Annotated in this window: 4 protein-coding genes; 1 reads left to right on the top strand and 3 read right to left on the bottom strand. The window is 76.0% G+C overall.

The genetic code is table 11. The features are described from left to right. Positions 1-171 precede the first annotated feature (171 nt). Together B9H04_RS08180 and B9H04_RS08175 are read right to left on the bottom strand one after the other, a co-directional pair. Positions 172-681, bottom strand: coding sequence for a PUA domain-containing protein (locus tag B9H04_RS08180; RefSeq protein ID WP_049931253.1), 510 nt, complete (start codon positions 679-681; stop codon positions 172-174). Positions 682-746: 65 nt separating this feature from the next. Further along, positions 747-4481, bottom strand: a complete 3735-nt coding sequence (locus B9H04_RS08175) for a transcriptional regulator FilR1 domain-containing protein (protein ID WP_085682595.1) — start codon at positions 4479-4481, stop codon at positions 747-749. Positions 4482-4598: 117 nt separating this feature from the next. Here B9H04_RS08175 and B9H04_RS08170 point away from each other — a divergent pair, with 117 nt between their 5' ends. Then, positions 4599-6176 carry an aldehyde dehydrogenase family protein gene (locus B9H04_RS08170; RefSeq protein WP_049931251.1) on the top strand — a complete coding sequence of 526 codons (1578 nt, stop codon included), beginning with the start codon at positions 4599-4601 and terminating at the stop codon, positions 6174-6176. Positions 6177-6253: 77 nt separating this feature from the next. On the opposite strand, the gene B9H04_RS08165 is transcribed toward B9H04_RS08170, so the two are convergent. Next, positions 6254-7189, bottom strand: a complete 936-nt coding sequence (locus B9H04_RS08165) for an HD domain-containing protein (RefSeq protein ID WP_049931250.1) — start codon at positions 7187-7189, stop codon at positions 6254-6256. Between the last annotated feature and the right edge of the window lie 360 nt (positions 7190-7549).

Here is a 7549-nt window from a genome sequence, read left to right as displayed (position 1 = left end):
CAGAGCGCTACGCCCTAGAGGTCGTCGGCAGCGTCAGTGGTGGATAAGAGACAGCGCCTCCCCAGCCTCGCGGTTCGCGCTCTCCGAGCGCTCACCGCGTCCCTCGCGCGTGCTGTCTCGCGGCCGCCGGTGGCGCGGCCGCTCGCAGGCACGCGCCGGCGTACACATCCGTCAGTCGCCGTCAGCGGGGTTCCCGTCGCGCGTCTTCACGGCGACGCCGGAGCCGAGCTGCTCGGCCTCCGCGCCGGAGAGTTCGGCGCGGCCGACCCCGAAGATCGCTCCGCTTTTGTCGACGACGAGCACCTCGTCGCCGGGGCGGATCCCGTCGTCGGCCGCGGTGACGAACTTCGCGAACGCGTTGCGCCCCTCGCGCACGAACGGCTCGCTCTCCTCGCCGACGACCATCCGGTGTCGCGGTTCGGGGAACGCGTCGGCGATCCGCTTCCCGCCGGCGAGCCCGAGCGTAAACCGGCCGTCGGTGCCGTACGAGACGAGTCGGTCGCCCTCGCTGCTGCCGGGGGTGTCGTCGACGTCGCCGTCGATCACCTGCCGCGGGCGGCCGCCGCTCGACCGGCGCACCGTGAGCGGGGCGTCCGGCGGGAACAGGGCCTCGCCCGCGTCGGCCCCGAACTGGTAGTCGGCCGCGGTCCGGAGGTCCGCGAGCGTGTCGGCGTCGGTCATGGCCGCCGTTCTCAGCGCGCGCTGAAAGCGGTTGCGACAGCGCCCGAAGCCGCCGGGCCGACCCCTCAGCCGAGCGCGGGGTACGACGCGGCGACCCCGTCGCCGTCGACGCGCCAGCGCTCGGCTATCTCCCGGTACGCCGCCGGGTCCGCGGCCGAATCCGGCGGGACCGCCTCCGGCGGCGCCTCGCGGAGCGCCGCCCGAAGCGCCTCGCGGTCGATCGGTTCCGGTCCGGCGTCGTTCCCCGCGAGCAGGTCGGCGAGCCGATCGCCCGCCGACGCGACCGCCCGCGCGTCCTCGACTCGCCGGCCGAGGTCGAGCGCCGCCGTCAGCCGACCCGCCGCCGCCTCGGCGTCGCCGCGCTCGGCCGCCGCCGCGCCCAGCGACGCGAGCGCCTTCGCCTCGGCCTGCGCGAACCCCCCCTCCCGGGCCGACTCGACCGCGGATTCAAGCGCCGTCGCCGCGGCGTCGGCGTCGCCGCGAGCCAGCGCCGCCCGCCCGCGGATCCGGTCCGTCTCGGCCAGCCGCTTGCGGCCCGCGTGGTCGTCGAGCAGCGCCGCGGCCCGTTCGACCCGCCGCTCGGCCGCGCCCGGATCGCCGCGGTCGACCGCCACCTCCGCGAGGATCGCGGTCACCATCGCGCGCCGGGCGTCGGCGTCGAGCGCGTCGAAGCGGTCCAAGGCAGTCCTCAGGAACCGCTCCGCCCGGTCGAAGTCGCCGGCGAGGTGCGCCGCGCTGCCGAGGTGGCTCAACGCGAGCGCCTCGCACATGTCGGAGCCGATCCGCTCGGCGATCGCCCGGGCCTCCGCCGCGCGAGCGACCGCCTCGCCGACGGTGCCGCGCTGCTCCGCGATCGCGGAGAGATTCAACTGCGAAATCGCCTCTCGATGTTCGTCTCCCACCGTCCGGTAGCCGTCCAGCGCGCGGCGCGCGGTCCGCTCGGCGGCGTCGAGGTCCCCCCGCCGCCGCAGCGCGACCGCGAGGTTCGCCCGGACGTTCGCCTCGCCGTGGGTGTCGTCGTGGGCGCGGAACAGGTCGCCGGCGACCCGGTAGTGCTCGAGGACCGCGTCGGACCCGTCGAGGGCGTCGAGGGCGTTGCCGGCGTCCGTCATCGCCTTCGCCTTCGCGATCGGGTCGCCGGTCCGCGCGGCGATGGCGCACGCCCGCGACGCCGCCTCGTACGCGGCCTCGTAGTCGCCGTCGAAGTGCGCCGCCTGCGCCCGCCCGCGGACCGCCGACGCGAGCCCGGTCCGATCGCCCGCGGCGGCGAACAGCTCCTCGGCCCGCCGGAACCGCTCCCGCGCCGCGTCGTACTCGCCCCGCCGACGGGCGACGTCGCCGTACCCCCGCTGGCGCTCGGCCGCCCCCGCCTCGCCGGTCGGCCGCCACGCGTCCAGCGCCGCCGCGGCGCCGTCGAGGTCGCCGGCGTCGATGTACATCCGCGCGACCCACTCCGGCGGCCGGTCGCGCAGGTCGTCGGGGCACGCGTCCGGGAGGTCGATCCACGCGTAGCGGACGCGACCGTACAGCGCGGCGAGCCGCGGGTACCGCCGTCCGACGCCGTACACCGACCGGACGGTCGCCGCCGCCCACGCGCTCGGGTCGCGCTCGATCCGGTCTATTGCCGGCGCCTCCCCGCCGACGGCCCGCCGGACGCGGGACCGACGCGCCGGGTCGTCCGCGAGCGCGAGCAGCCGCGAGACGACCCGGCCCACGCGTCTGGCGACGACCGGCTCCGGCTCGCGGTCGACGAGCCGCTCCAAGAACAGCACCGACCACTCGTCGTGGACCGCGCGGTACTCCCCGTCGCCCGCCCGGACGAGGACCGTCCCCGCGAGGCGGTCGAGCGCCCGTCGGACCCCGTCGACGGTCGGCGACGGCTCGCCGTCGGTTCCGCCCCCGGTCGCCCCCTCGCGATCGTCGACGAGCGCGTACGCCAGCGTCCGGAGGTCGCTCGCGCCGGCGACGTTGAGGAGGTTCACCAGCACCGCGACGTCCGCGGTCGGCGGCGGGCGGTTCCTGACCTCGCGCACCGCCTCCGCGACCGCCCGCTCCAACCCCGACGCGGGCGCGGCGCCGCCCGCTTCATTCTCCGGCGACGCCTCGCCGGCGTTCCCGTCCGCCTCTTCCGACCGAACGGTCCCGCCTCGGACCGCGCGGACGAGGCGGTGGCCGAGCGCGAGCAGCTCCCCCACGCGCTCGTCGTCGTCGCCGCGCACGTCGTCAAGCAGCGAGCTCGGGTCGGCCGCCGGCGCGGTTCCGGTGCGGTCGGCGACGTGGCGGACGAACCGCTCCACCTCGCGCTCGTCGAGTCGGGGCATCCGAACGGTCTCGATCGCCCGCCGGTAGCGGAGGTCAGCGGGCGACAGCGGGAGCCCGTCGAGGTCGTCGTACGGCTCCTCGCGCGCGTCGAACAGGAACGACACGTCGCCGCAGTCGGCCAGTTGGCGGGCGACGGTGATCGCCTCCGCGGCCCCCGGGTCGACGGCGTCCTCGACGACGACGAGGTGGTGCCCGTCCCCCCCGGTGACGCGTTCGCGCAGGCGGTCCGTCGCGGTGAACGGGTCGCCCCCGTCGCTTGTCCGGTACGTCACCGGGCCGCGTCCCGACCGGTACCACTCGACCGCGACGCTCCGGCAGACGGTGCTCTTGCCGCTTCCCGGCGGCCCGACCAGGGCGTGGTCGGTCCCCCCGGCGAGCCCCTCGACGAGTGCCCCCGCGAGCTCGCGCCGCTCGCCGTCGCACGCGACGCTCCTCTCGAGGACGTGTCCCGCGTCGACCTCGGGGAACGACGCCGTGGCCCGCAGCGGGCCGCACGGGTTCGGATCGCCGGCGAGGCGGTCCTCGTCGACCGCGCGGAACCCCTGCGCCGAGAGCGATCCGGCCCCCTCGTCGTTCGGATACCCGCGTCCCAAGAGGCCGCCGTCGGACGAGCGGCGCGAGTCACGCGAGCCGTCGCCGCCGAGCCGGCCGCCTCCGGGCCGGTCGTCCTCGGACCGGCCGCCTCCGGTCCGCTTCCCCGCCGCGCGCCCGGTCGCCGCGAGCGCTTCGGTCGTGTCGCGGCCCCGCTCGATCAGCCCGCGCACCTCGGTCTCCGCCCACGCGACCGCCTCTGGCTCGGTCGACGCCGTCACGCCGTGGGGCGCGCCGTCGTCGAAGACGAGGAGCAGCGCGGTGTCGTCGACCGCGACGACCCCCGCGTCGACGGCGTCGACGGCGGCGATCCGACAGTCGTCCCGGTTCGCGACGGTACCGAGGTCGTCCGCGAACCGTTCGGTCGCGTGGCGGTACGCCCGATCCGCCAGCGCCAGATCGACGGAGCCGCCGCCGACGGCCGCGCGCCGGAGCCGCTCCGCCACCCGCGGGTAGGGGAACGCGGGCAGCGCGGCGGCGACCGAGTCGGCGTCGGCGAGCGCGTCGTCGAGGGCCTCCAGCGGTCGGTACGGGTCCGGCGCTGCGGCCCGGTGCGTCTCGGCCTTCCGGAGGACCGCGGGGTCGACGCCGACGTCCGCGCCGAGGGGGTCGAGCACGTCGCCCGCGGCCGCGAGGTCGGCCGCGGCCGTCAGGAACTCGCGGTACTGTTCCGCGAGGAGGCGGCCCGAGAGCGTCGTCAGGTAGCCGTCGGTCTCGCCGGCGACGAGCCCGGCCGCCTCCAGCTCGTCTATCGCGCGGTTCACCGTCGACCGGGAGTGGCCGAGCGCGTCGACGAGCTCGTGCTTTCGCAGCGGCTCCGCGGCGAGCCGTTCGAGGAAGTCGAGGCGACGCTCGACGACGCCCGCGAGCTCCGACGGCTCGGTCATACGTCCCCCCGCACCGTCCCCACCGACATAACTGTTTCTTCGATGACGACTTGGCCCGTGCGGTGACACAGTGTTTCACGGGGTGAGAATAAGCCGGACACCGGCGCAGTGGTACCCATGAGTGGGGATCGGACGAGCGGGAGCGACGGCCCGGGCGTGGAGACGCCCAACGGGACGGAACCGACCGACCCCGCCGAGGCGTCGAAGGACGGGAGCGACGGCCCGGCGACGCATGGACGCGACGGTCCGAGCGCGACCGGCCCGGAGGAAGCGAGGGCGGCGGCCGGCGGACCCGACGCGGCGGCCTCGGACTCGTCGCGGCGCGCAGAGCGAACCGTCGCCGCGGCGCGGACGGCGGCGAACGAACTGGCCGCGTGGGACCCCGACGACGCCGCCGCCCTCGTGCGGTCCGTCGGCGAGCGCTTGGCGGACGGAGAGACGATCAGCCGGCTCGCGCGGTCGGCGGCCAACGAGACGGGGCGGGGGCACCCGGGGACGAAGGCGGAGAAGGTCGCGACCGAGATCGACGCCGCCCGGCGGTCGGTCCGAGACGCGCCGACCGCCGGCGTGGTCGACCGCGACGGCGCGGCGGGGACGGTGACGGTCGCCGGGCCGCTCGGCGTCGTCGGCGCGGCGGTCCCCGCCACGCACCCGGTCGTGGTCCCCGCGGTCCTCTCGCTGTACGGGCTCGCCGCGCGGAACGCGGTCGTCCTCGCGCCGTCGCCGTCGGCGGTCGAGACGTGCGACGCGGTCGTCGAGACCGTCAGTCGCGCGCTCGCCGACGCCGGCGCGCCGACGGACGCGGTCTCGATGCTCCCGGCGCCGCCCTCGAAGCCCGAGACGGACGCGCTGTTCGAGCGCGCCGACTTCGTCGTCGCTGCCGGCTCCGAGACCACCGTCGCCGCGGGACAGCGCTGCGGGACGCCGAACGTCGCCGCGAGCGCCGACGGCGTCGTCGCCGTCGCCGACGGGTCGGCCCCGGCCCCGGCCGTGGCGGCGCGGGTCGCGGTCGGCGCGACGTACGACTTCGGGGCTCACCCCGCGGGCGACGCCGCGGTCGTCACCGTGTCGCCGGCGGTCGACCCGCTGTGCGCCGCCCTCGAAGACGAGGGGGGGTACGTCCTCGACGCGGCCGAGCGCGACCGCCTCCGCGCGCTCCTCGGCGACTCGGAGGGCGACGGGAGCGAGGCACGCGCCGCAGGTTCGGACCCGCGCGGGAAGTCGCCGCGGCGGCTGGCGGCCGCGCTCGGCCTCCCGAACGCGGCGCGTCAGACCTCCTTCCTGATCGTGACGCCCGACAGCGCCGACGACCCGCTCGCGACGCTGCCCGGGATCCCCGCGATTGCGGTCCACGGCCGCGACGGGTTTGACGCCGCGCTCGGGCTCGCCGCCGACCTCGGGTCCCCTCACGCGGCGGCGGTCCACACCACTCAGCAGCGCCGCGCCCGCCGGGCCGCGGCGCGGCTCGCTCCCGGGCGCCTCGTCGTCAACCAGCCGGGGATCGCGGCGACGGGGGCGCGCTCGAACGGGTTCGAGGCGGCGCCCGTGCTGGGCGGCGGGGCCGCCGAGGGGAGCCAGCTGTGCGGCGGGCTCACGCCCGCCCGCCTCGCGCGGACGACGACCGTCGCGGCGACGAGCGTCGTCGACGGCGCGTCACACCGGAACGGCGCGGGCGACACGCTCCGCGGGCCCTGAAGCGGTCTCCGCACGGAGGATCTGAAGCGGTCTCCCCGCAGCCCGTGAAACGTTTCCCCGCGTGCTCCGCGGCCCCGTCAGAGCTCGATCTTGTCCACGATCGAGCCGTTGCCGTCCTGCCCGTCGCTGTGGGTGTTGATCGCAATCGTCTGGACCCGGTCTTCCAGCAGCGATCCCTCCATCTTCGCCTTCAGCAGCGAGTCGACCTGGTAGACGCCGGCGGCGTTGTTCATCCGGATCACGACCTGAACGGGCGTTTCGTCGCCCTGGCGCAGCGAGACGCGCTCGATCGCCTGCGAGGAGACGGTGTTGATCCCGCGGCCGCCCTCCTCGTAGGGGACACGCGAGCGCCCGCGTTCCATGTCGAGGCCGTCGGCGATCCGGACGACGCCCGCCTCCAGCGTGAGCGGCTGTTCCTCGGTGTGGTGACAGAGGATCGCGTGGAGCACCTCCGCCTTCACGCGGACCCGATCGGCGACGCCGTAGAAGGAGGGGAGGAGGTCGTCCAGCAGGTCCGCCGCCAGCGGGATCGAGTAGTAGGGGTGGTCGTGGCGGTGGACGACGTGGCCGATGTCATGGAGGGTCGCCGCGAGCGCGACGATCACCGGCTCGTCGGCCTCGTCGAGCCCCTGCTGGCGCGCGCCGTTGAACTCGACGCCGCCTGACTTGAGCAGGTCGTACAGCCGGAGGGCGCGGTCGCGCACGATCTCGACGTGTTTGGCGCCGTGGTCGTTGTACCCCTTCCGGGCGACCGGGTTGACGTTCTGCGCCTCCAGGTAGGTGAGGACCTCTTCGTCGGATTCGAGCCGGTCGAGGACCTCGTTGAGCCGCCCGTCCGGGAACGCGTGCTCGGCGTCCGGGTCGTACTCGTGACGCGTAGCGTCGGTGTCGGCGTCTATCTCCTCGCGCGCTGCGGGCGCGTCCTCCGCGGTCGGGTCGTGGGCGTCGTCGCCGTCGGTGGGCTCTGGGCCGTCGTCGGTGGGCTCTGGGCCGTCGTCGGTGGGGTCGCTCATGCCTCTCTCAGAGTGTCCCGGCCGGGATAAATGTGCGAGACGCGCGGCCCCGCGGTGACGCTCGGCCCCGTAACGACGACCGGATCGGCCGTGTCCCCCGCCTCGCACGCTCCCGGACGCGGCGGCCGCCGAGGCGGGAACCGCGGAGAGCGGGCGGCCAACCGGCCGCGGCGGCAGTTTCGGCGCGAGGCACAACGTATAAGCGCGCGACCGGTCCATGTACCGGTGTGACCCGATCCGCGTCCGCGTGCGGTCCGCAGTCGGCGTCAGCGACGCGGCTCTTCTCGAAAAAACGCGCGTGATCCGTCCGCCGGCGGGAGTGGCGACCCCGTCCCGGACGACCCCCGACCCGCGCGCACC

The organism is Halorubrum ezzemoulense DSM 17463, assembly GCF_002114285.1.
Classification (GTDB): Archaea; Halobacteriota; Halobacteria; order Halobacteriales; family Haloferacaceae; genus Halorubrum; species Halorubrum ezzemoulense.
The sequence above is the reverse complement of the archived record's forward strand: the minus strand, read 5'-3'. Positions and strand labels throughout refer to the sequence as shown.